Raw genomic sequence first — 22,731 nt, forward strand, 5'->3', positions numbered from 1 at the left:
GATATGGCACGTCGCGCGGCGGATTGGCCAGGATCAACTTGGGTTGGTTGCAGCGGGTGTCGCCTTTTATGCCCTTCTCGCAGTCTTTCCGGCAATCGCTGCCCTGACCGCCCTTGCCGGGCTTTTCACCGAGGCCGAAGCCGTTGTCGTCCAGCTTCAATCGTTCACGCAATTCCTGCCAGATGAGGCAGCACTCATTCTATTGAACCAAGCCAACAAAGTCGCGGGCTCGTCTGACAGGGGTCTTTCGCTTGCGCTTTTCCTGGGTGTCGGTTTTTCGATCTACTTATCGACGCGCGCCACCACAAGTCTGATCTACGGCCTGAACATCGCGTTCAAAGAAAAAGAGAGCAGGGGGTTCGTTCTGTTCTGGGTTACCGTCATCTTATTGACAGCAACGCTTCTGTTTGGCGCGGTCACGCTTGCGCTTCTCCTTGTTGGCCTGCCAACGGCTCTGGCGTTCATTCCTGTGGATGTCGGCACAGAACAGATTCTTATAGCCTCACGTTGGATCCTCGTTGCCGTCGTGGTGATCGCGGGAATGTCGATCCTGTATCGTTGGGGCCCCGCGCGCGGGTCTGCACATTGGCGATGGCTGACGCCCGGGACGGTGGTTTCAAGCCTCTTTTGGTTCCTTGGGACCATCGGGTTCACCATTTATGTGGCGAATTTCGGCAACTACAACCAAACCTTCGGCAGTCTTGGTGGCGTCATCATTCTGCTGACATGGCTTTGGCTGTCGGCCTTCATCGTGCTTCTGGGCGCGCTTCTTGATGCTGAAGTGAATGCGCAACTCAAGGTGTCGGAAGCGGAAACACTCCCCTAACGCTGTCCGGTCCCCTGCAGAACTCCGTGCTCCATTGCGTATCGCGTTAACCCGGCTGTCGAGCTGATCCCAAGCTTGCGTTTGATTTTCTTGCGGTGTGTCTCGATCGTGTGGATCGAAATATTCAGTTTCTCGGCCAGTTCGCGGTTCGACTTGCCCTGCGCCAATTGTAAAAGCACCGTCTGCTCGCGTGTTCACCAAAAGCCCGGCGACGAAAACAAGCATCAATGCTGCCGCGGTAATCGCGCCAATATAGATAAAGGTGCGCTTGATACGCTGCTCAACACCCGCACGCGAGTGGCGACCGTCGCGCGGATATCAACAATGAAGATGCCGGTCCCAAGCGCCCACTGCCAATTCTGAAGGCCGATCACATCGGTACCCATCTCGGCCTGTTCACCGGTCGTCGGTTTGAACCACAGATGGCTGTGATACTCGCCGCCCCAGCGTGCCTGGCGAATGAACTCCGAGGTGATCGACACATCGTTGATGTCACGAAGCCCGATCCAGTTTTGGTTGATCGGCTGCGTCTGGCGCGGCACCACAAGGTTCCGCCCGTCATAGTCGACCACAAAGAAATGGCCGTCTTGACCATAGATCATCGCGGCCAGCGTCTGCATCACTTCGCGTTTGGCGTCTTCATCACCGGGCGAGGCATTGCCGTAAGTCGCTCCGATCGCTGTCCGCGCGATCGAGAATAATTGCGAATCTCTTCTTGCGACAAGCCAAAAACGGTGGCGGTTTGTCCTCAAACCGACCGCTAATCGTCCAACTTGGTCAAAATATCACCGGAACTGGGTATTTTACTTTCAAAGAGGCAGGTCTAATGTCGATGATACTGTAAAGTTCCGTCTGCCCGCTGGGTGGACTATTTCTCATGGGAGGAGATAACCACATGGATCGTCGTTCATTTCTAAAGAACACGGCTCTCGGCGGCACTGCCGCCGCTGCGACAACAGCCCTTGCCGCTCCGGCATACGCACAGGGCAAGCGCACACTGACACTTGTCACCACATGGGGCCGCGGCCTTGCTGGTGTGCACGATGCGGCACAGCGCACTGCTGACTCGATCACTGCCATGTCTGACGGCATGCTCACAGTTGACTTGAAAGCTGCTGGCGAACTCGTCGGTGCGTTTGAAGTCTTTGACGCTGTGACCTCTGGTCAGGCCGATATGTATCATGGTGCAGATTACTACTTCGTCAACCAGCATCCTGGCTATGCTTTCTTCACTGCTGTTCCGTTCGGCATGACCGCACAGGAACTGGTAAACTGGTATTACCACGATGGCGGCATGGAACTCCACGACGAGCTTGGTTCGATCTTCGGTCTGAAGTCGTTCCTCTCTGGCAACACTGGCGCACAGGCGGGCGGTTGGTTCTCCAAAGAGATCACCAGTCCAGAAGACTTCCAGGGTCTTAAGTTCCGCATGCCAGGTCTTGGCGGCGCAGCTCTTGGTAAAATGGGTGCGTCTGTTCAGAACCTTCCGGGTGCTGAAGTGTACCAGGCCCTTGCTTCTGGCGCCATCGACGGCACTGAGTGGATCGGCCCATGGGCTGACGAAAAAGCCGGTTTCCAGGAGATCACAAAGATCTACTATACCGCTGGTTTCCACGAGCCGGGCGCGGGTCTGTCGCTTGCAACGAACCGCGATGTCTTCGACAGCCTGTCACCAGCGCACCAGAAGATCATCGAGATCGCTGCGGGTGAATCGCACCAGTGGAACCTTGCACAGTTCCTCTCCAACAATGGTGCAGCACTTCAGCGTCTCCAGTCCGGCGGCGTAACAGTGCGCGAATTCCCGGACTCGGTTTGGGATGCGATGGGTGTCGCGTCCCGCGCCGTTATCGATGAGAACATGGGCGACGAGCTGTTCAAGAAAATCCACGACAGCGCAATGACTTCGATGAAGTCGTCGTCGGGTTGGCTGACACGGTCCGAGGGTGTGTATCGCACCCAGCGTGACCGCATTCTTGGCTAGTCGCTGACAAGTGACATTGGAGGGCCCTTGCATTGGGCCCTCTGATCTACTTTCCTACCTTCAATAATAACGAACCGGGGGACGGTGCCGTGGTCGAAGGTATCATCTGGTTTTTCCAGAATATCGCACTGGCGTTCTACAACTTTTCATACGCATTGACCCATCCCGGATTATGGTTGGACTGGTCCGATAAAGAAGCGCTCATGCGTTTCATTTATTACGGGGGCTCTGTCGAGTTTTTCTTTGTCATTTTCACCGCCTTCCTGGTTTTTACCGGTATCGGCATGTGGAAAAACCACCTGATGTGGGGCGCCGTGCGCATCATGGAAGGCATCGCCAACGGGGTGGGGCGTATCTTTGCGTGGGCCGGGCTTTTGATGGTGCTGCAACAGATCATCATCATATTCATGCAGCGCGTGTTCGCGGCCTCTGAGATATCGATCGGCTTTGGCAAAGCCCTGACCTTCGACGTCAGCTGGTGGGCTGAAGAGCTTAAGTTTTACAATGCCTTGGTCGTCACTCTTTGCGTGACTTATACCTTCGTGCAAGGCGGCCATGTCCGCGTTGACCTAGTTTATTCCGCCGTAAAGTTCCGCACCAAACGTGCCATCGACATGTTTGGCTCGCTGTTCTTTATGATGCCCGTGGCAATCATCACATGGATGTACGGTTGGTACTTCCTGTGGCGCCATCTCGTCGTGCCAAACCCGTCGGCTTCGGACTCGCTTGAGCGTCTTTTGCAAAAGTCGCGCGCCTTGCGCTGGAACGTCGAGACCATCGGCTTTAGCCCAAACGGCTTCAACGGATACTTTCTCTTTAAGGTGCTTTTGCTCGCCTATGCTGGCCTCGTGTTCCTGCAAGCCATCGCGTTTTTCTATCGCTCGTATCTTGAGTGGAAAGAAGGCGAAGCAAGCGAAGGCAAATACCTCGACAAAGACGAGCTTGGCGATGAAGACGCCGAACTTGCCGCGAATATTCATTAAGGGGCCGATAGATGTTTCTTGGACTAGACGGCGTCGAGATCGGCCTTCTGATCGTGTTTCTTTGCCTCTTCGGCGGCATTCTATCGGGCTTCCCAGTGGCCTTCGCTATCGGTGGCTCTGCGATCATTTCGTTCGGGATCATCGCGGGTCTCGACAGCGCCGGCCTGCTTATCCATCAGGCTATCGATACGGGATCGTCGGACTACGCAGATCTGATTGCTGAAGGTGTAAGAACCGATGCGATATCCGTCTTCCGATACCCGGACCTAGAACGCATAGGCGAGCCTGTGTTCCCGCAAGGCTGGGAAGTCGCTCTGGACCGCAACCTATCCTTCGTTGTGAACCGAATGAACGAACGCGTGCTGGCGGGGCAATCCATTGAAACGCTTCTTGCGGTTTTGATGTTCGTTTTGATGGGCATCACGCTTGAGCGATCAAAGATCGCCAACGATCTTCTTTTGACAATGGCGCGTGTCTTCGGCCCCCTTCCGGGCGGCTTGGCAGTATCCATTGTTGTTGTGGGCGCATTCCTTGCAGCCTCGACCGGGATCGTCGGTGCGACCGTGGTGACGATGGGCCTTCTGGCCTTGCCGACGATGCTTCGCAATAACTACTCGCCGGAACTGGCGACAGGGGTTATCGCGGCGTCCGGAACGCTTGGGCAAATCATTCCGCCGTCCATTGTGATTGTGCTTCTGGGCACCTTGGCCGGGGACCTCTATTCTGCGGCGCAAGAAGAACGCGCGCAGCTGGCGGGATGCTCGGACGCACTCACTTACCTTGGCGAGCCTGCCGTTGTTTCGGTTGGCACACTCTTTCAGGCGGCCCTTTTGCCGGGAATCATGTTAGCCGTTCTCTACGCGCTTTACGCCTTCGGATTTGCGCTGCTGAACCCATCGAAAGCACCTGCGGTTGAGCTTGGCACCACCAACAGCGAAGTCATCACGCGCGGCGAAAGCCTGACGTGGTTTCTTGGCGTGCCAGCGGCCTTGATCGGCGGTTTGATCCTGTTGTCATCGGCAGGGATCATCGGCAATCAGAACGTGGCCGTCGACAGCTTCTCGCAAGCAGGCCAAACAGCGAGCCTCAGAACCAACGTGACGCCTGAATGCCAGGCTTCGATGATTGACCTGCACGGGCAGGAAACCTGGGACGCTGCCATCTCCGAACAACAGGCCATCGATGCGGCGGGCGGTGTGGTGCAAGCAGTTCAGCTTACCGATGAGCAGCGCGTTGAGCAGCTTGCAATTAACATCGAAGACGCCGCTCCAATTGGAACAGGCATCGCGATCGGTCTTGTGTTGCTGGCGCTGATCCTGACGACAGCACGCGGAATCTCTCCGTCATCAGACCCGCGTCCTCTTTGGATCGGTCTTGGAGCGTTGGTCCTCGGGCTCTTAGTAGATGCGCTCTTTATCTCGCCGATCTCCTCTCCGGGTCTGACCGTGGTCATGCTGGCGCTGCCACTGATCGTGGCGTTCTGGGCTTGCCGTTATGGCTTCGAGCTTTTGACGCAAAACGAACTTTTACGCGTTGTTTTCCCGCCACTTATTCTGATCGTGGCGGTGCTTGGCTCGATCCTTGGCGGTATTACCAATCCGACACCAGCGGCCGCCCTTGGGGCAGGTGGAGCGATTATGCTGGCCGCTTACCGCAAGCTGCGCGATGAAGGAAAGTCAGGCAAAATCATCATCATGTCGACCTTCGCTGTGATCATCATGATCCTTGTCGGTGTGAATTTTGACCTTCGCATCACCCAATCCGTGGTTGGCTTTGAAAATTGGGTGGCCTTTATCGTGGCCAAGGGCGCCTATCTTTATGCGCTGTTTGGCCTGTTGTTTGGTTGCTGGACCCTGTTCCGCTCGGGCGTTCTAAGCCCCGTTGTGCGCGAAACCGCAAAAGTGACTTCGATGGTCTTCACCATCCTGATCGGCTCGCAACTTTTGAACCTTGTGGTGATCTCCTTTGGTGGCGAGCATTACATCCAGCAATTCCTCAGAAGCTTCGACAACGAGATCAGGGTCTTCCTGATGGTGATGTTGGTGTTGTTTGTCCTTGGCTTCGTGCTCGACTTCCTCGAAATCATCTACATCGTCGTGCCCATCGTCGGTCCAGTTATTTATGGCGGTACCTTCGATCCGAAATGGGTGACGATCATGATCGCAGTCAACCTTCAGACATCGTTCCTGACCCCGCCCTTTGGCTTCGCGCTCTTTTATTTGCGCGGGGTGGCACCGCCCGAGGTCACGACGCAGCACATCTATCGAGGGGTCATCCCTTTCGTGCTGATCCAGGTGCTCGGTTTGGCAATTTTGTGGTTCTTCCCAAGTGTGGTCACGATCATTCCGGACCTGATCCCGAACTGAACTTGACAAACCGCGCCATTGAGGCGCGGTTTTTTCGTTCTGGCAGACACGCTGAAATGTCGGCCTTATCCCGCGAGTTCTGACAGATTTTCAGGAATCTTTAGGTCCGGGTCGGACGTGAGTCCGGCAGATTGATCCGCGCCACTTGCTCGGCGATCGGATCGGTCGACAAGGGATGGGTCTCGGATGAGTACTGATCCGGATCACCAATGTCGCGCCACTCACCGCGGTGATAGATTTCCAGCGACGAAAACTTTGCCTTGTATCCCATCTTCGATGATCCGGGCACCCAATAGCCAAGGTAAACATATGGAAGCCCGGCGTCGCGGGCGATATCGATATGATCCATGATCACATAAGTGCCAAGGCTGGAGCCCGCATACTTTGGATCATAAAAACTGTAGACCATGCTCAGGCCATCATCGATGACATCCGTCAGACAGACCGCTGCAAGCTCTTTTTCGCCGTCCTCGTCTTTGCCGGTGTATTCAATAACCCGGCTACGGATCGGCGTTTCTTCGATCATCGCGGCGAACTCGAAAATGTCCATATCCGCCATACCACCGTCGGCATGTCGACTGTCCAGATAGGCACGAAAAAGCGCATATTGCGCTTCGGTGGCCCAGGGCGAGGTGGCTTCTCGGCGCAACTCCACGTTGCGTCGAATAGTTCTGCGTTGGCTCCGCGAGGGCTTGAAATCCGCCACCCGGATGCGCGCCGAAAGGCAGGCGGAACACTCGGCACAGGATGGACGATAGAGCACGTTCTGCGAACGTCTAAATCCTTGTTTCGAAAGTGTATCGTTGAGTTTTTCGGCGTATTCACCTTGGAGGGCGGTAAACAACTTCCGTTCCATCCGGCCCTCAAGATAAGGGCAGGGTTGGGGCGCAGTCACGTAAAACTGTGGCGCAATCGGAAGGGAATGACGCATGCGGTCGCCTGAATTATTTCGAAATCACGTTAGCAACTGCTTGGCTTTACGCCAATACCCTAATGTTGGTGAAATTACCTAGTGCGCATGTTCAAAAGCGCGGTCCCCAAAACCGTATCCGTCAGGCCCTGACGGCGTTCGCTCATCAGCATCATAACAATCGAGACAAGCTGTGCGGGAAACACCGCGACCGAGGCATAATACCCGGCTGTGTGTAGAAATGCTGTGCTGCTGTCGAAATCCTCGCCGTCAGCTTTGCGGAATTCAACCGACATCAGACGCATGCCGACAGTTGCCGAATGACGGGTGAGACCAATCCAGCGATAGATGAAGCCCACGAGAGCAAAGACAAGCGGTAGGACAAAAAGCGCGGTGAAAAGTGAAAAAACCGTCAGGACCGCTGTCATGGCCGAGATCAAAACAACGTCTACAATCCAAGCCATCAGGCGCTTTGAGACAACGTCTTCGAAGAACTCTGGCTGTGTTTCGGGATGAGGAAGGGGCATTGCTTTGGTCCTGATAGAGTGTTTCGAAAAGGAGGATGGGCCGCGTAAGTGCGGCCCATCATAAGGGGTTTAGGCGTCGACAGTCTCGCCATCGGTTTCGGGTTTGCGTTTATCACGATCTGCCATGAACTGATCAAACTCAGCCTTGTCTTTCGCATCGCGTAGACGTCCCAGGAATTGTTCGAAGTGATCCTGTTCGTCCTGAAGACGGCGCAGCGTGTCCGACTTGTAGGAATCGAACGCGGTGTTACCGCTGGATTTGAAATCGACATGGGCGTGGCGGGTGCGACGGGCGCAATTTCCGTTAAACAAGCGTTTGCTCCAGATCATATAGGCAAGAAGCGCAAGGCCGATGGGCCAGACAAAGATGAATCCAAGTACCATAGCAGCGATCCAGGCGCCTTTTCCGCGATCGTCAAGCCATTGCTCGGTCCGGGAATACCAGGAGCCGCGGTGGGCAGGGGCTGCGTGTAAAGTGGCGGTGGTCATCTGATGTGCTCCAATGCATGTGTTTCAGTTAATGTGAATGCTCTTCACATCACACATATCGGTGAGCATCCGCCCGGGTTCAAGAGAGCATGTAAATGTTTTTTACATTAAGTTGATATACTGAATAAAACCAAATACTTGCGAGTTAAAATTTTGCGTAGTTCCTGCGGGTGGATCGGCAATACTTGGTATCGAGTGCCTGCGGCAGCACAGACAAAATCGAATTTAAGCAGTGCTGAGTCGAAAACCGCCTTGGGCGTGCTCAGGTGGCCGACCGGAGCGACGCCACCAATCGCAAACCCGGTTTGAGTGCCCACAAACGTTGCATCGGCACGGCCAAGTCGTTCACCCGCGGCGACGGCGGCTTTGCTTGGGTTGACGCGGTTCCCCGCGGCTGGAATGAACAAAATAACTTGACCCGGACCTCACTGCGAAAAGTGATCGACTTTGTAATTTGATTGATCTCGCAGTTCGCCTCTTATGGGGCTGCGGCTGTGCTCCGGGTTTCATTCGGCGTGTTCAGGATCGCGGCCTCCAATGCGGTGCGACACGTTTTACACTCCTGCTCATAGCATCCTCGTTCGGTGCGATGTTCGAGTGGGAAAAGCCGTTTCCGCCGTGTTTCGGAAATTGCGAACTATGTAGATCAAAATACACTGACGTTGCGAGCCTTGACCGCAACGCGGGCGCGGGCTTTGGTCGGCGCATGACACTCGCACAGCATATAACCCGTCTGCCCATTCCTCATGATCGCGAACGGGCACAGGATGCGTTGGTTGGTCTTGGGCTATCCAAGGGGCCGCTGGTCGACTTGATTTCTGGGGCGGCCGGGTCATCGCCATATTTGGCAGATTTGATTCGTCGCGAGGGTGCGTGGCTCGTTGATGCGGTTCAAAAGGCGCCTAAAACTGTGCGTTCTGAGCTTATGGTGGCAACTCACAGTGCCCAAGACAGCAGCCTTGCGGTCGAATTACGTCGTTTGAAACGGCGTGTTGCCCTTTATACCGCGCTTGCTGATCTTGGCGGCATCTGGACGCTTGAGGATGTCACTGGCCTGTTAACTGATTTTGCAGCGGAGGCGACGGATCGTGCGTTGAAGGCGGCTGTGACGACGGAAATTCGCCGTGGCAAACTGCCTGGACAGTCAGAAGACGATATTGCGACGGCTGGCGGTCTGTCGGTCTTAGCGATGGGTAAAATGGGTGCAGGAGAGCTCAACTATAGCTCTGACATTGACCTGATCTGCCTCTATGACGAAACCCGCTTTGATCCTGATGACTACGCCGAAGCGCGCGCCAGTTTTGTGCGGGCGGTGCGCCGGATGACACAAACCCTGAGCGAGCGCACGGCAGAAGGATACGTGTTTCGCACCGACCTTAGGTTACGCCCGGATGCTTCTGTCACCCCCGTTGCCATCTCAATGGAAGCGGCCGAGCGGTATTACGAAGCCCTTGGGCGCACGTGGGAGCGGGCTGCCTATATCAAAGCTCACCCGGCAGCGGGGGACATCGCCGCGGGCTCGCGGTTCCTAAAGGCCCTTCGTCCGTTCGTATGGCGGCGTCATCTTGATTTTGCGGCCATTCAGGACGCTCATGACATGCGATTGCGCATTCGCGATCACAAGGGGCTTCATAAGTCCGCCTCGCATCTCGGTCATGATCTGAAACTCGGGCAAGGCGGTATTCGGGAGATCGAATTTTTCACCCAGACACGCCAGCTTATCGCGGGTGGCCGCGATCCGGAACTGCGGGTTCGTGGGACGGTCGAGGGGCTTGCCGTCTTGGCGGCTAAAAACTGGATCGGATCGGACGACGCCAAGCAACTCACAACCGATTATCGGGCGTTGCGCGAGACCGAGCACCGCGTGCAGATGATCGCCGATCAACAGACCCACTGCCTGCCAACAACCGCAGACGATTTCCAACGGCTTGCTTGTCTTGCGGGGCAGGACAGCCAGGAGTATGCGAAATTCTTGGAAGATATGTTCGCGCGGGTGCATCATCTGACGGAGGGATTCTTTGCGCCAGACAAGCAGCCGCGAGCTTCGCAGACCGATGCTAAACGTGTTGCTTTCAATGCGGAGATTACGGCGCGTTGGCCTGGGTATCCTGCCCTGAGATCTAAGCGGGCCGTCGAGATGTTTAAGCGTATGGAGCCGGTGCTTTTAGAGCGACTTGCGGCAACCGCACGGCCAGACGAAGCGTTGGTGCATTTCGACGGGTTCTTGTCGGGCTTGCCGTCTGGTGTGCAGTTGTTTGCTTTATTCGAGGCCAACCCGCAGCTTCTCGATCTGGTGGTGGATATTGTCGATACAGCGCCCGGGCTTGGACAGTATCTCGCGCGGAATTCTGTCGTTTTTGATGCAGTTATCGGCGGCGGGTTCTTTTCGGACTGGCCGGGAGCTGATGGGCTGGTAGCGGCATTGGAGCGAGAACTTCTCGAACTTGGAGACTATGAGGCGCGGCTTGATCGCGCGCGGGTTTGGGCGCGGGAATGGCATTTTCGGATCGGGGTGCATCATTTGCGCGGGGTCATTGATGCACAGACCGCAGGCCAGCAATACGCTGATTTGGCGACGGCCGCGGTACGCGCTTTGTGGCCCTATGTCGTCGATGGTTTCGCCAAAAAACACGGTACACAACCGGGTCGTGGTGCCGTCGTGATCGCCATGGGTTCGCTTGGGGGCGAGCGTCTTAACGCAGCATCAGATTTGGATCTGATTGTGGTCTATGATGCCGATGGCGTCGAGACCTCCGAAGGTCGCCGCCCCTTGGCTACGCGGGCCTATTATGCCCGACTGACCCAAGCTCTTGTGACGGCGATTTCTGCGCCCACCGCTGAGGGCCGTCTCTATGAAGTCGACATGCGGCTGCGACCTTCGGGTCGTCAGGGGCCGGTAGCAACCGGGTTTGCGGCGTTCCAAGCCTATCAAGAGACCGAAGCCTGGACATGGGAGCATCTGGCATTGACCCGCGCACGTGTGATTGTGGGGAATACTGCATTGGGTCAGGAAATCACTGATTTTCGTGCGCGCCTTTTGGCCGCGCCGCGGGATCGAGCCACCATCCTTTCTGATGTCGCCGCGATGCGGGCGCGACTTGCCATTGCCAAGCCAGGTGGCGCGGCGCTTGATATCAAAACAGGACCGGGGCGGCTTCAAGACATCGAGCTTTTTGCCCAAGCCGGAGCGCTGTTGGCGGGAACCGGGATGCGGTCGCTGAGCGATCAATTGCGCGCTGCGATTGATGTCTTCGCCTTGACAAGCATCGAGGCAAAAACGCTTCTGGATGCCGCACAGCTTTATTGGCAAGTTCAGTCGGCGGCGCGTTTGATCTCGAAGGACCCACTGACCACAGACGCCACCGGAGCAGGCGCAGGCGCGTTTTTGCTGCGCGATATTGGGATGGAGAGTGTGGCGGCCTTAAGCCGGGAAATTGCAAAAACCGCCGATCAGATTGCGGCGGTTATTGACAAGGCTGTCGGTCCACCCACTTCTGAAGCGTGACTGACCGACCCGGACTGCCTACGAGGTGCCGCTATGCCAAGACAAGACGACCCAGCCGACCCGCGCGGCCTGATCTACGAGAGCTACCGGATCGAGGGGATCGGAGAGCCCGAGTGCCGCTCGATCTTTCTCGATTGGGCAATCGGTGTGCCCATTGGTCACGATAGTAGCGAGTTTGTGCGCAAATTATTGGGGCGCTTTGGTGCGGAATTCCCCGAGCACCCTATGACAGGCGTGTTGAAGGCTGCCTTGGTGCCACCGGGGCACGAGGGACGGCGTGGTGGCGCGGCGGGACGACGACCCCGCGCCTAAAGTTCAGCGGCTTCCCGTGCGAGTGCCGTGATCCGCGCCCAGTCGTGGTCGACAACGGCGTCTTTAGGCGCAACCCACGACCCACCGACACAAATCGTGTTAGGAAGCGCGAGATATTCCGACGCATTTTTTAGACTGACCCCTCCGGTCGGACAAAACCGCACCTGCGGCATCGGGGCTCCGATTGCTTTCAGGGCTGGAACGCCGCCCGAAGCTTCTGCGGGGAAGAACTTTTGAATTGAAAAGCCGCGCTCAAGAAGTCTTAAGGCCTCTGTCGCGGTGGCGGCGCCGGGCAGTAAAGGCAACTCAGCATCAAGGGCTGCATCAATCAGACGATCGGTTGTTCCCGGTGTGACGCCAAATAGCGCACCAGCTTCTTTTGCAGCAACCACATCGGCGGGGGTCAAAAGCGTGCCCGCACCGACGACGCCGCCTTCGACCGCAGCCATTTCGCGAATCACATCCAGGGCAGCCGGGGTGCGAAGCGTCACCTCAAGGGCAGGCAGTCCGCCTGCGACCAGGGCCGTCGCCAACGCGGCGGCCAATGCTGCGTCTTCGACAACAAGGACCGGTACGACTGGGGCAAGTTGGCAAATCTCGGCGGCCTGAATACTACTTTCTTCGGGGGTCATATTTTATCTCCGTCTTTCAAGGATTGCCCGCGTTTAGGCGCAATTCTGTCGATGTCATAGGCGTTCGCTTAAACGACCGTGCCAGCGCCATCGGCGGCCAGCCCGCAACGGTCCCGGAAGGCCGTGAATAGCTCGCGCCCCAAGCCTTCCTGATTGTCAGAAAGGTCAGGTACAACCGGTGTGCGGCTTTCAAAGCCGTCCGCGAGGCAATCCAGTGTTCCCGAAACCGCATCGACCCGCACAAGGTCGCCGTCTTGCAGCTTGGCAATGGGGCCGCCATGTGCGCCTTCGGGCGACAGGTGGATAGCGGACGGCACCTTGCCACTTGCTCCGGACATGCGGCCATCGGTCACCAACGCAACCTTCAATCCCCGGGACAGCAGAACTGACAGGATTGGTGTCAGCGAGTGCAATTCGGGCATGCCATTTGCTTTTGGGCCTTGAAAACGGACCACAACCACGGTGTCGCCGGTGAATTCCCCGGCCTTGAAGGCCGCTTTCACGGCATCCTGCGTTTCAAAGATGCGGGCAGGGGCCTCGATCACCTGGTTCTCCGACGCGACGGCAGACACTTTCATGACTGAGCGGCCGAGATTGCCTTTAAGTTCGCGCAGTCCGCCGCTTGGCTTGAAGGGGTCGCCTGCGGGTCGAACGATCTTATCGTTGAGGCTTTCCTTCGGGCCTTCAACCCACGTCAAAGCACCGTCTCTTAGGGTTGGCTCGGTCGCATAAAGCCCAAGCCCATCTCCGGCAATTGTGCTTGTGTCTGGATGCAGCAGTCCGGCCCCAAGGAGTTCACCGATCAGGTAGGCGAGACCGCCCGCTGCATGGAAATGGTTCACGTCAGCAAGGCCATTTGGATAGACTTTCGCCATCTGCGGTGTGGCAGCAGAAAGATCGTTGAAGTCTTCAATATCAAGAATCACACCCGCAGCGCGTGCCATCGCGGGCAGGTGGATAACAAGGTTTGTCGACCCTCCCGTGGCCATCAGTCCCACGATCCCGTTCACAAAGGCCTTCTCATCGAGAATAGCTGAAACAGGTCGATAATCGTTCCCCTGTGCGGTGATTGCTGCGGCGCGCCGGGTAGCCTCGACGGTCAAAGCGTCCCGCAAAGGAGTTCCGGGATTGACGAAACTTGAGCCCGGCAGATGAAGCCCCATGAATTCCATCAGCATCTGGTTCGAATTCGCAGTTCCATAGAAGGTGCAGGTGCCTGGGCCGTGGTACGAGGCCATCTCGGCTTCCATCAGCTTGTCGCGACCCACTTCTCCGGCTGCGAATTGCTGGCGAACTTTGGCTTTTTCGTCGTTTGGGAGGCCTGAGATCATCGGTCCTGCCGGGACAAAGACGGCAGGGATATGTCCAAAGGTGGCGGCAGCAATGATCAGCCCTGGAACGATCTTATCGCAGACGCCGAGATACATGGCAGAATCAAAGGTGTTGTGGCTTAAAGCCACGCCCGCCGCCAAAGCAATCACATCGCGCGAGAAAAGGCTCAATTCCATCCCGGTCTGGCCCTGTGTAACCCCATCGCACATTGCGGGCACGCCTCCGGCAACCTGTGCCGTCGCGCCAACCAAACGAGCGGCCTCCTTGATCTGATCGGGATAGTCTTTGAACGGCTGGTGCGCTGACAGCATGTCGTTATATGCGGTCACAATCCCAATATTGGGCGCGCGATCATCCACTAACGCCGCCTTGTCGTCGCCCATGGCCGCAAAGGCGTGGGCTTGATTTCCACAAGTGAGGTGGCCACGTTTTACGCCATCGTCTTGCGCACGCGCGATTTTGTCGAGGTAGCCTCCGCGCGCGCGTCCGGATCGCGCAATGATCCGCTCGGTGACGCGATGCACCGTATTGTTCAAACCCATATCGGAGCCTCCTAAAGACAAGTCTGCAGCCTCATAGCACTCTTTGTTACCGCTAACAACGCAAAGTGGTGCGATCAGTTCGCCGCTATGTTGCGTCCGCATAACGGGTTTGTCGAAACGTGGCTTTTGGCGCCCGGACTTGAGGCCTAGGTGACTGTCGACAGCAAAATGAGGAATTCCCAATGTCTTACCAATCTAAATATGGCGAAATTGATCTGATGGCAGTCGAAATAGAAGCCCGCCGCTTGCGTGCCAATTGGGTACGTTCGTTACTGACAGGCCGCAAAGCGCGCTGATCTCTTTCGGTCCGGGTCCGTTCCCGTTAAAGGGGGCGGCATGAATATTGATCACCCCATCATCCGCCTGAAGCCCAAAACCGATGCGCGTCGTCTGAGACGCGGGTTTCCTTGGGTATACGACAATGAATTGGTCACAGATCGGCGCACGCGCGCGCTTGTCCCCGGTAGCCTCGCGCGGCTGGAAGACGCCGACCGCAATCCGATTGCGACGGTTGCAGTTAACCCAAATTCAAAAATATTTGGGCGTGTCTTAGATGCAGACCCAGGTGCCGAAATTGATCGCGCGTGGATGGCCAAGCGAATTGGGCGCGCCCTTAAGACGCGCAATGCGCTCTTCGATGCGCCGTATTATCGTCTGATCCATGCGGAAGCTGATGGCATGCCGGGTGTCATCGTCGACCGCTTTGGTGACGCTGCTGTCATCCAGCCCAACGCGGCTTGGGCTGACGTGCGACTTGAGGAACTGGCGGATGTTCTGGCAGAGGTCACGGGCGTCACGGCGATCGTCAAAAGTGGCACTGGACGGGCGCGGGGACTTGAAGGATTGGACGATGCGTCCGGATTGATCCGTGGAACTCTTTCCGAGTTGATTGCCGTGCCAATGAATGGCGCGATTTATATGGCAGATTTACTTAGCGGACAGAAAACCGGGTTGTACTACGACCAACGTCCGACCCATGCATTTGTCGCCCGACTCGCGCGCGATACCGACGTCTTGGATGTCTTTTCGCATGTCGGTGGATTTGCGCTTGCCGCCTTGGCGTCCGGGGCGACCTCAGCTTTGGCTGTCGATGGTTCGACTGCGGCGCTGACGCTCGCTGGGGCTGGCGCTAAGGCGTCCGGGGTGGCGGATCGGTTCGAAACAAACGCGTCGGATGCTTTTGAGGCGATGACATCACTTTCCGAAGAAGGCCGCTCGTTTGGGACGGTGGTCTGCGACCCGCCCGCCTTTGCGCCCCACAAACAGGCGCGGGATGCAGGTTTGCGAGCCTACGAGAAAGTGGCCCGCTTGGCTGCCGCACTGGTCGCAACCGACGGCACATTGACGCTGTGTTCGTGTTCGCATGCAGCAGAGATTGATCAGTTTCGGGCCGCGTCGTTGCGAGGGATCGGGCGGGCAGGGCGCGCCTGTCAAATCTTGCGTACCGGCTTTGCAGGCCCGGACCACCCCCAGCATCCGCATTTGGCGGAAAGCGGGTATCTCAAAGCGATCACGTTCCGGCTTTTGGGGTGAGAGTTCTTATCGACGCCTGTGTCCTCTATCCCACGGTGTTGCGGGAAATTGTGGTGAAAACAGCTTTTCGGGGTGCCTTTACCCCGCTTTGGTCCCCGCGCATTCTTGAGGAATGGCGGCGCGTGGCGCAAAAACGCGGTGAGGGTGAAATTGCTGATCTGGAGATTGATGGGATTAATGCACTTTTCCCGGGAGCGATTGTGCAACATTCATTCGAAACAGCGGCGCGATTGTCGTTGCCCGACCCCGATGACATCCATGTGCTGGCCGCTGCAATCGATGGCGCAGCGGATGAGCTTTTGACGATGAACCTAAAAGACTTTCCGACACGCACATTGGCACGCGACGATATCCAGTTGCGGGCGCCTGACACCTTCCTTTTGGAGATATTTCATAGTGATCCCAATATGCTGCGAGGGGTTCTTGAGGAAATCATGAACACGGCAGACAACCATGGAATTGATACGGCCAACCCGCGCGCCCTTTTGAAACGTGCGCGCCTGCCCAGACTTGGCAAAGCCGTCTATACGTCCTGACCGGGCGATAGCCAACGGGCTTCATTTGCCTCAATTGCGGCAATGCGCTCGGCGGTCTTGGGGTGGCTCATCAGCCAGACAGGTGCCGCGGCACCGTTTGCGCCAGTCAGCGTTTCCAGCTTTTTGAACAAGGACTTCTGCGGCGCGGTTCCAATCCCGGACTTTACCAGAAGAGCTGACGCATAAGCGTCAGCCTCGTACTCGTCCTTGCGCGAAAGACCAGCAGCCAAGAGTGACATCAGAAAATTCGCAACGAAAGCGCCGACGAACGGGATGTACCGCGACAGGATCATCGCTAAAGCGGTCCGCAGCGCGTTCTGACCCGAAAAATCAATCATCCGACGCCGTGAATGGCCAAGCGCCACATGTCCAAGCTCATGCGCGATCACGCTGGCCAGTTCCTCGGCGGTGACTTCGCCAGCTTTATACTTGCGGTAAAAGCCGCGTGTCAGAAAAATCCGTCCATCGGGGGCCGCCAATCCGTTCACCGGGTCAATTTCGTAGATGTTCACGCGGATACGCTTCAGATCAAGCGAAGCGGCCATCCGATCCATGAGGCCTTTCAAAACCGGATCCGCCAATTCTGTCGATTGCGAGTCAAGGGTGCGCTTGGTCCGCCAGACAGAAAAGCGATACATTACGAGGCCATACAGAAGGGCAATCAGGATTGGGGTAAACTTGATCATAGTCAATATATGGGGCGGGATACGGCGCGCGGCAATGACCGACCCTTTAGCCTAATCGCCGCATCCCTCGCATTAGCCCCTCAAGCGTCAAAGGCACCATACGATCTGCTCCGATAATCTCGCGGATCATGGTCGTGGACATGGTGTATTGCCAGTGCGTCTCGGGAACAGGATTGATCCATAAGCTATCGGGCCACTGTTCAAAGGCGCGGCGTAGCCAAGTTTCGCCTGGCTCTTTGTTCCAATGCTCGCTGGCCCCACCCGGAATTGCGATCTCGTAGGGCGACATGGCGGCGTCGCCCACAACAATGCATTTGTAGCCAGCACCGTAGGTATTCAGCACGTCCCACGTCGGGATCTGCGCGTTCCAGCGCCGGGTGTTGGCGCGCCAGACACCTTCGTAGAGACAATTGTGAAAGTAATAGTGTTCGAGGTGTTTGAATTCAGTTCGGGCGGCTGAGAACAGTTCCTCGACCAACTGCACGTGCGAATCCATAGATCCGCCAACATCAAGAAACAGCAGCACCTTCACTGCATTTCGACGCTCGGGGCGGGTTTTGACGTCGAGGTAGCCGTGTTCTGCGGTGGCGCGAATGGTACCATCAAGGTCCAACTCGTCATGCGCCCCGTCACGGGCCCATTGCCGTAATCTCCGCAGGGCCACTTTGATCGTTCGTGTGCCAATCTCGCGGGTATCGTCGAGGTCTTTGAAATCCCGCTTGTCCCAGACTTTGACGGCGCGTTGGTGGCGCGAGGCATCTTGCCCAATGCGAACACCCTCGGGGTTATACCCATAAGCCCCGAAGGGAGACGTTCCTGCCGTGCCGACCCATTTGGATCCACCTTGGTGGCGACCTTCTTGTTCTTTCAGGCGTTCTCGTAGGGTCTCCATCAGCTTGTCAAAGCCGCCCAAAGCTTCGATTTCGGCTTTTTCCTCTGCGCTCAAATGCTTTTCAGCCATCTTGCGTAGCCACTCTTCGGGCAGATCAAGCGCTTCGACGACGGCCTCAATCGGGATGATCTCAATCCCCTTGAAGCTTTCGGCAAAGGCCCGATCGTAGCGGTCAAGGTGCGCTTCGCTTTTCACCATGATGGTGCGGCCCAGATAGTAAAAGGCATCGACATCATAGGTCGCAAGGCCTGCGTCCAAGGCCTCGAGAAACCCAAGGAATTCCCGGAGCGTCACCGGCACGCCCGCGCGTCTCAGCGCATCAAAGAAGGGCAGAAACATCAGGTGATGATGCGTTCGATTACGATCGAAGCAACAACTCCGAGCAACATGAAGGCAATGCCGAAGCCTGCGCCGTATTGCGCCATATCAAGTCGATTTCCCTTTCGTTTTCGCGCGGCAGAGATGCCTAGAAGGAACCCAAGCACGGCGAAGGCAAAGATGATCATGAGGAGCTGTCCTGTCTGGTGCGCGGGCTAATGGCGCGAATTTCTGAAACGCGGGCGCGAATATCGGCTTCCGTGCCAAAGCCATAGCGCGCCCAACCAAGCGCGTCGATCTGTGCCGCGGCGGCTTGCGTCGGTCGGTCAAGCAGCGTCAAGGCTTCGGCTTTGATCAGCAATAAAAGCGAAAGCAGGGCCGCGTGTTCGGATTGCTTGACCGCATCGAGGTTGCGATTAACCAATCCAAGCGCCACATCGGCGCGGTCTGCTGACAATTGAAAGGCGGCTATTTGCATCGCGACGTGGGCTTCATGGATCGCGGTATCGGGTCGGTTTTGATATATCCGGCCCGCCGCAAGGAATGATCCCAGCGCTTGGTCCGGGTTGCTCGCGAGCAACAGCCGGCCCAGCACATAATGTGCGTAGGCAAGTCGGGTGTCCGTTGATCCGAACACGGTTCCAAGCGCGACCGCGCGGCGTGCGGCGTGCAGTCGGCGCGCGCGTGACTCTCCGAGATCGGTCGCTTTTGTAATGGCTTTGCGCCACTCTGGGTTCTCAGATGGTATCGGGGCGGTATTGGCCCTACCGCCCCGGCGATTGAGGCGCGAGAATATTGCGGGCAGGCGTGCCGCAACGGCGGCGCGGCGCATGCCGCTTTGCAGGTTTGGGTCGTAAGTGGCCCGCAACATAAGCATGTCATAGCCGGTCAGAACGGTATGGAAATTGTCATCGTTGAAGACCGATTGCGACAACCGATAAAGATCGTTCACGGGCCCCAAGGCTTGGGCGATCTCTTCGTGGAGGCAGTCACGGATTTCCTGCGGGCTTACATCTGCGGGCAGAAAGACGGCCATCTCGCGACGAACGCGCAAGCGGTTCCAAAACGTTTCGGGATCATTTCGGCGCGCACGGTATTCGCGCCAGCTCGAGACGTTGGGGCGCACGAAGCAGGCCGCGGATGGTGCGACACTTTGGATTTGGGCGCGGGACACGGGTTGAATCGTTATTTGTGCGTCGGTCCCGGCAGCCGCGCGGCGAATGTCGATCCGTGCTTCGCGGCGAAGGCGTTCCAAAAGGCGGTCGAGATCCGGACCAAGACTGCTTGGAGCCCGCCCAAGAACGCGAACTGTAATTGGGCCTTCGAATCGCGTGAACACGGGCATTGTTGCGCCATTTTCCAACGTAAATGTTAGTTCGATGAAGTCGCGGGCAAGTGCGGTGTTTGATAAGTCCGGCAAGCTGGGTGTCGCCGCGCCGAACGTATTCATCAGAGGCAATGTCAAAGGGATATGCGCCTGACGCGATGTCTGTTGTGTTCCACAGGCCGCAAGTAGTAGCGCTGCAACGAAGGGAAGGGCGCATCTCATAAAGGTCTCGTATACTTTATGAACGGCGACAAAGTCCCGACGCGGTCGTAGAGTTTGCGCGCTTGGGCGTTGAAATCTTGTGTGAGCCAATACACGGACGGAGCGTTAGCGATGTCTGCTTCAGAATAGACCGCTTCGATCAAGGCGCGTCCCACGCCTTGGCCGCGGACATTCGGATCTGCGTAAACGTCTTGCAAGTAACAGGTATTTTCAAGCTTCCAGCCATGACGGTGAAAAACGTAATGGGCAAGGCCAACTGGCTTTCCATCCACTTCGGCGATTAAGCCGTGGAAATCCTGCGGGTCATCCCCTAAGAGACGTTCGAAATAAGTGTCGTAAATTTCCGGCGAAAGCTCGGTCTGGTAAAACGCCAGATACGCACGCCACAAGCGCAGCCATTCGGGTTTGTCGGTGGCGGTTAAAGGGCGGACATTGGTCATGCGAGAAAAGCCAGCGATACGAGGGTCAAAATGGACGTCCAGACGGTCACCTGCATGATCGCGTCTGTGCGAACAGAATACAGAAGCGCCAGCGAAAAGGCCATGACACCCGCGGGGCCCGCGCTTGCGAGGACGAAGAGTGGTAACGTGACTGCGGGAGGCAGTAGCGTGTAAAGTAGGAATGCGATGGTTGCGGGAAAAATCACGCCTTTGATTGCGGAGATGACGTAGACCACGGGTTCGGGTTTCAGTGATGTAGCGGACAGAATGACACCCATTGCGAACAAAGCGATGGGCGAGGCGGCGTTACCGACAAAAGCGGTGAACGTGTCGATTGGGCCAGGAATTGCGACGCCGCCGGCAGAGAAGCCAAAGCCAAGCACCAGCGCCCATATAAGTGGCAGCTTCGCGATCCGCTCGGCGACAAGCGCAAAGCCCGCCCCGGCATCCAGCCCCTTTCGAGCTTCCAACGCGACCATTGTGCCGCCAAAGATCAGAATGGCGTCCATTATCACGATGGAAGCGACAGGAAGAGTGCCGGTGTCTCCGTAAAGGAATTTGGCGATTGGCAGGATGTAGTATGCATTGTTGGCAAAGACACCACAAAAGCCAAGCAGAAGGGATTCTGAGATACCCAGGTGAAAGGCCTTGCGTGCGATCAGATAGCCGATCGTGTACAGCACCGCTTGCGCGCTTGCGTAAAGAGCAAGGGCCGCAAGGTTGAAATCGGTGATCGGCGCAAAGGCGACGGCGCGAAAGACGAAGACCGGCAAAAGGAGGGTCATCGCGAAACGGTTCAACACACGTGCTTCGTCATCGCTCATCTTGCCTAAGCGACCGGCGAAAAACCCGATGAACAGGATTGCAAAGACCGGTAGAATTGGGTCGATCAGAACGCTTAGCATTCTAGCTGCGTCTGCGCGCGATAAACGCAAGACGCTCGAACAGGGCCACGTCTTGCTCGTTTTTCAACAACGCGCCATGGAGTTTGGGCAGCGCATCCGTGGCTTCGCGGCGCAAATCCTCGGGGTTAAGGTCTTCGGCAAGGATCAGTTTGAGCCAATCCAGCACTTCGCTTGTGGATGGTTTTTTCTTTAGACCCGGTGTGTCGCGGATTTCGTAAAACTGCGTGAGGGCCGTTGTGAGAAGTCTTTCTTTGATGCCGGGATAGTGGACATCGACGATGGCCTTCAGTGTGTCGATCTCGGGAAAGCGAATATAATGGAAAAAGCAACGACGTAGGAATGCATCCGGCAATTCCTTTTCGTTGTTCGAGGTAATGATGACGACGGGGCGGTTTTCAGCGCGCACAGTTTCGCCGGTCTCATAGACGTGGAATTCCATACGGTCGAGTTCTTGAAGCAGGTCGTTCGGAAATTCGATGTCGGCTTTGTCTATCTCGTCGATGAGCAAGACCACACGTTCAGGCGCCACGAACGCCTCCCAAAGTTTTCCGCGACGGATATAGGACGCGACATCGCCGACGCGATCATCGCCAAGCTGGCTGTCGCGCAATCGGCTGACCGCATCGTATTCGTAAAGGCCCTGCTGGGCGCGGGTTGTTGATTTCACATGCCACTCGATAATCGGCATGCCGATGGCGGACGCAACTTGGTGTGCAAGTTCGGTTTTTCCGGTACCGGGCTCGCCTTTGACGAGAAGCGGGCGTTCGAGCGTGATGGCGGCGTTTACAGCGACGGCCAGATCGTCGGAGGCTACATAGTCTTTCGTTCCGGTAAATTTCACGCGTATGTCCTTGACTATTTTCAACCTCTGGGCACGCACCGTAGCCCCGCCATCGTGCGGCGACAAGCATGAGGATCGTGTAGTGACAAGCGCTATTTGATGGGGTACACGCCGCGCAGAAACAACCAGTTGGTACGGCTGGGTCAGGTCGTCTACCCGTTGGAGAAGAGTCAAGATTATGACAAATAACAAGGGGAATGCATTGAAAGCCGAAGTTTTCCTTCCGGACGATTATACGCCCGCTGAAGACGAGCCATTCATGAATGAACGGCAAGTGGAGTACTTCAGACGTAAGCTGCTGAATTGGAAGTCCGAACTTATGGGCGACAGCAAGCTGACGATCGAGGGGCTTCAGGATTCAAGTCGCAACATCGCTGATATCGCAGACCGCGCGAGCGAAGAAACAGACCGGGCGCTTGAGCTAAGAACGCGGGATCGACAGCGTAAGTTGGTGTCAAAAATTGATGCCGCTTTGCGTCGCATTGAACACGGCGAATATGGGTATTGCGACGAGACCGGTGAACCTATCTCACTGAAGCGGCTTGATGCGCGTCCGATCGCGACGATGAGCCTTGAGGCGCAAGAGCGTCACGAGCGTCGTGAAAAAGTCCACCGCGACGACTAAA

At 56.6% G+C, this 22,731-nt stretch carries 23 protein-coding genes and 1 pseudogene; 9 read left to right on the top strand and 15 right to left on the bottom strand.

The window, feature by feature from the left end:
* On the top strand, positions 1-826 hold an 826-nt coding region (locus Q1B15_RS17055; protein WP_299755909.1), incomplete at its 5' end, for a YihY/virulence factor BrkB family protein.
* On the opposite strand, the pseudogene Q1B15_RS17060 reads toward Q1B15_RS17055, so the two are convergent.
* Positions 823-1,017, bottom strand: a pseudogene (locus Q1B15_RS17060) (LuxR C-terminal-related transcriptional regulator); the annotation flags it as partial. The gene Q1B15_RS17055 and the pseudogene Q1B15_RS17060 sit on opposite strands and share 4 nt — an antisense overlap.
* Before the next feature lie 33 nt (positions 1,018-1,050).
* Positions 1,051-1,578: a cache domain-containing protein gene (locus Q1B15_RS17065; protein WP_299755912.1), complete on the bottom strand. Its 528-nt coding sequence runs from the start codon at positions 1,576-1,578 to the stop codon at positions 1,051-1,053.
* A gap of 143 nt (positions 1,579-1,721) precedes the next feature.
* On the opposite strand from Q1B15_RS17065, the gene Q1B15_RS17070 reads away from it, so the two are divergent.
* The 3 genes from Q1B15_RS17070 to Q1B15_RS17080 are packed head-to-tail and all read left to right on the top strand — an operon-like array spanning position 1,722 to position 6,156.
* Positions 1,722-2,807, top strand: coding sequence for a TRAP transporter substrate-binding protein (locus Q1B15_RS17070; RefSeq protein WP_299755915.1), 1,086 nt, complete (start codon positions 1,722-1,724; stop codon positions 2,805-2,807).
* 41 nt (positions 2,808-2,848) lie between these two features.
* Positions 2,849-3,790 (top strand): TRAP transporter small permease subunit, encoded by a 942-nt coding sequence (locus Q1B15_RS17075; protein WP_299755984.1) that lies wholly within the window; start codon positions 2,849-2,851, stop codon positions 3,788-3,790.
* A gap of 11 nt (positions 3,791-3,801) precedes the next feature.
* Positions 3,802-6,156 (top strand): TRAP transporter large permease subunit, encoded by a 2,355-nt coding sequence (locus tag Q1B15_RS17080; RefSeq protein WP_299755917.1) that lies wholly within the window; start codon positions 3,802-3,804, stop codon positions 6,154-6,156.
* A 100-nt stretch (positions 6,157-6,256) separates the two neighbouring features.
* Here Q1B15_RS17080 and Q1B15_RS17085 read toward each other — a convergent pair whose 3' ends face one another.
* From Q1B15_RS17085 to Q1B15_RS23530, 4 genes are all read right to left on the bottom strand, one after another.
* Positions 6,257-7,087, bottom strand: coding sequence for an arginyltransferase (locus tag Q1B15_RS17085; protein WP_299755919.1), 831 nt, complete (start codon positions 7,085-7,087; stop codon positions 6,257-6,259).
* 74 nt (positions 7,088-7,161) lie between these two features.
* Positions 7,162-7,593: an RDD family protein gene (locus Q1B15_RS17090; RefSeq protein WP_299755923.1), complete on the bottom strand. Its 432-nt coding sequence runs from the start codon at positions 7,591-7,593 to the stop codon at positions 7,162-7,164.
* 69 nt (positions 7,594-7,662) lie between these two features.
* Complete coding sequence (locus Q1B15_RS17095; protein WP_299755925.1) at positions 7,663-8,082, bottom strand: DUF2852 domain-containing protein; 420 nt, start codon at positions 8,080-8,082, stop codon at positions 7,663-7,665.
* 107 nt (positions 8,083-8,189) lie between these two features.
* Positions 8,190-8,489 (bottom strand): YbaK/EbsC family protein, encoded by a 300-nt coding sequence (locus tag Q1B15_RS23530; protein ID WP_366141740.1) that lies wholly within the window; start codon positions 8,487-8,489, stop codon positions 8,190-8,192.
* A 299-nt stretch (positions 8,490-8,788) separates the two neighbouring features.
* Here Q1B15_RS23530 and Q1B15_RS17100 point away from each other — a divergent pair, with 299 nt between their 5' ends.
* Both Q1B15_RS17100 and Q1B15_RS17105 read left to right on the top strand, forming a co-directional pair.
* Positions 8,789-11,587, top strand: a complete 2,799-nt coding sequence (locus Q1B15_RS17100; protein WP_299755928.1) for a bifunctional [glutamine synthetase] adenylyltransferase/[glutamine synthetase]-adenylyl-L-tyrosine phosphorylase — start codon at positions 8,789-8,791, stop codon at positions 11,585-11,587.
* Positions 11,588-11,620: 33 nt separating this feature from the next.
* Entirely contained in the window at positions 11,621-11,899 is a 279-nt protein-coding gene (locus Q1B15_RS17105) for a hypothetical protein (protein ID WP_299755931.1), read from the top strand.
* Here Q1B15_RS17105 and eda read toward each other — a convergent pair.
* A complete protein-coding gene (gene eda / locus Q1B15_RS17110) occupies positions 11,896-12,531 on the bottom strand; it encodes a bifunctional 4-hydroxy-2-oxoglutarate aldolase/2-dehydro-3-deoxy-phosphogluconate aldolase (RefSeq protein ID WP_299755933.1) in 636 nt (211 codons plus the stop codon). The genes Q1B15_RS17105 and eda overlap by 4 nt on opposite strands.
* A gap of 68 nt (positions 12,532-12,599) precedes the next feature.
* Positions 12,600-14,405, bottom strand: coding sequence for a phosphogluconate dehydratase (edd, locus tag Q1B15_RS17115; RefSeq protein WP_299755935.1), 1,806 nt, complete (start codon positions 14,403-14,405; stop codon positions 12,600-12,602).
* A gap of 342 nt (positions 14,406-14,747) precedes the next feature.
* Here edd and Q1B15_RS17120 point away from each other — a divergent pair, with 342 nt between their 5' ends.
* Together Q1B15_RS17120 and Q1B15_RS17125 are read left to right on the top strand one after the other, a co-directional pair.
* Positions 14,748-15,938, top strand: a complete 1,191-nt coding sequence (locus tag Q1B15_RS17120) for an RSP_2647 family RNA methyltransferase (RefSeq protein WP_299755989.1) — start codon at positions 14,748-14,750, stop codon at positions 15,936-15,938.
* Positions 15,935-16,474, top strand: coding sequence for an RSP_2648 family PIN domain-containing protein (locus Q1B15_RS17125; RefSeq protein WP_299755937.1), 540 nt, complete (start codon positions 15,935-15,937; stop codon positions 16,472-16,474). The genes Q1B15_RS17120 and Q1B15_RS17125 overlap by 4 nt, the downstream gene beginning before the upstream one ends.
* On the opposite strand, the gene Q1B15_RS17130 is transcribed toward Q1B15_RS17125, so the two are convergent.
* Genes Q1B15_RS17130 through Q1B15_RS17160 form a run of 7 tightly spaced genes read right to left on the bottom strand, consistent with a single transcriptional unit; the run spans position 16,462 to position 22,105 of the window.
* Complete coding sequence (locus Q1B15_RS17130; protein WP_299755940.1) at positions 16,462-17,160, bottom strand: M48 family metallopeptidase; 699 nt, start codon at positions 17,158-17,160, stop codon at positions 16,462-16,464. The two genes, Q1B15_RS17125 and Q1B15_RS17130, sit on opposite strands and share 13 nt — an antisense overlap.
* A gap of 46 nt (positions 17,161-17,206) precedes the next feature.
* The gene (locus Q1B15_RS17135; protein ID WP_299755944.1) at positions 17,207-18,391 is read right to left on the bottom strand and encodes a VWA domain-containing protein; all 1,185 of its coding nucleotides are present in this window, start codon (positions 18,389-18,391) and stop codon (positions 17,207-17,209) included.
* Positions 18,391-18,558, bottom strand: a complete 168-nt coding sequence (locus Q1B15_RS17140) for a hypothetical protein (RefSeq protein WP_299755947.1) — start codon at positions 18,556-18,558, stop codon at positions 18,391-18,393. Before Q1B15_RS17140 ends, Q1B15_RS17135 begins: the two co-directional genes overlap by 1 nt.
* On the bottom strand, positions 18,555-19,919 hold the full coding sequence (locus Q1B15_RS17145; RefSeq protein ID WP_299755950.1) for a DUF2927 domain-containing protein: 1,365 nt from the start codon (positions 19,917-19,919) through the stop codon (positions 18,555-18,557). Before Q1B15_RS17145 ends, Q1B15_RS17140 begins: the two co-directional genes overlap by 4 nt.
* Entirely contained in the window at positions 19,916-20,359 is a 444-nt protein-coding gene (locus Q1B15_RS17150; protein ID WP_299755952.1) for a GNAT family N-acetyltransferase, read from the bottom strand. Before Q1B15_RS17150 ends, Q1B15_RS17145 begins: the two co-directional genes overlap by 4 nt.
* A complete protein-coding gene (locus Q1B15_RS17155; protein WP_299755955.1) occupies positions 20,356-21,264 on the bottom strand; it encodes an AEC family transporter in 909 nt (302 codons plus the stop codon). Before Q1B15_RS17155 ends, Q1B15_RS17150 begins: the two co-directional genes overlap by 4 nt.
* A gap of 1 nt (position 21,265) precedes the next feature.
* Entirely contained in the window at positions 21,266-22,105 is an 840-nt protein-coding gene (locus Q1B15_RS17160; protein WP_299755958.1) for a MoxR family ATPase, read from the bottom strand.
* A gap of 178 nt (positions 22,106-22,283) precedes the next feature.
* On the opposite strand from Q1B15_RS17160, the gene dksA reads away from it, so the two are divergent.
* The gene (gene dksA / locus Q1B15_RS17165) at positions 22,284-22,730 is read left to right on the top strand and encodes an RNA polymerase-binding protein DksA (protein ID WP_299755961.1); all 447 of its coding nucleotides are present in this window, start codon (positions 22,284-22,286) and stop codon (positions 22,728-22,730) included.
* Position 22,731 lies beyond the last annotated feature (1 nt).

The sequence above is a fragment of the uncultured Boseongicola sp. genome (assembly GCF_937988555.1).
Lineage (GTDB): Bacteria > Pseudomonadota > Alphaproteobacteria > Rhodobacterales > Rhodobacteraceae > Boseongicola.